The organism is Streptomyces sp. ADMS (genome assembly GCF_033441795.1).
Classification (GTDB): domain Bacteria; phylum Actinomycetota; class Actinomycetes; order Streptomycetales; family Streptomycetaceae; genus Streptomyces.
This window is the reverse complement of record NZ_JAVFVX010000557.1, coordinates 1-282: the sequence shown is the minus strand read 5'-3', so window position 1 is coordinate 282 and position 282 is coordinate 1. Positions and strand designations below refer to the sequence as shown.

The following is a 282-nucleotide window of genomic DNA, read 5'->3' as shown; positions in this document are numbered from 1 at the left end:
GGATGGCGGGGCGTTTCCCGGGTGCGGGGGATGTGGGGGAGTTTTGGCGGAACCTGCGGGACGGTGTCGAGTCGGTGGTGTCCTTGAGCGACGAGCAGCTCGCCTCGGCCGGAGTCGCCCCCGAGGTGTACAACCAGCCCGACCACGTCAGGACGGGTCCCTGGTTCGACGGCCTGGACCTCTTCGACGCGGGCTTCTTCGGCTACACGCCGCGTGAAGCCGAAGTGATGGACCCGCAGCACCGGTTGTTCCTGGAGACGGCCTGGGAGGCGCTGGAGGACG

1 protein-coding gene is annotated in these 282 nt (G+C 68.8%); it reads left to right on the top strand.

The features are described from left to right. Positions 1-2: 2 nt before the first annotated feature. Positions 3-282, top strand: a 280-nt coding sequence (locus RB628_RS41985) for a beta-ketoacyl synthase N-terminal-like domain-containing protein (RefSeq protein WP_318325834.1), incomplete at its 3' end; no start/stop codon positions are given.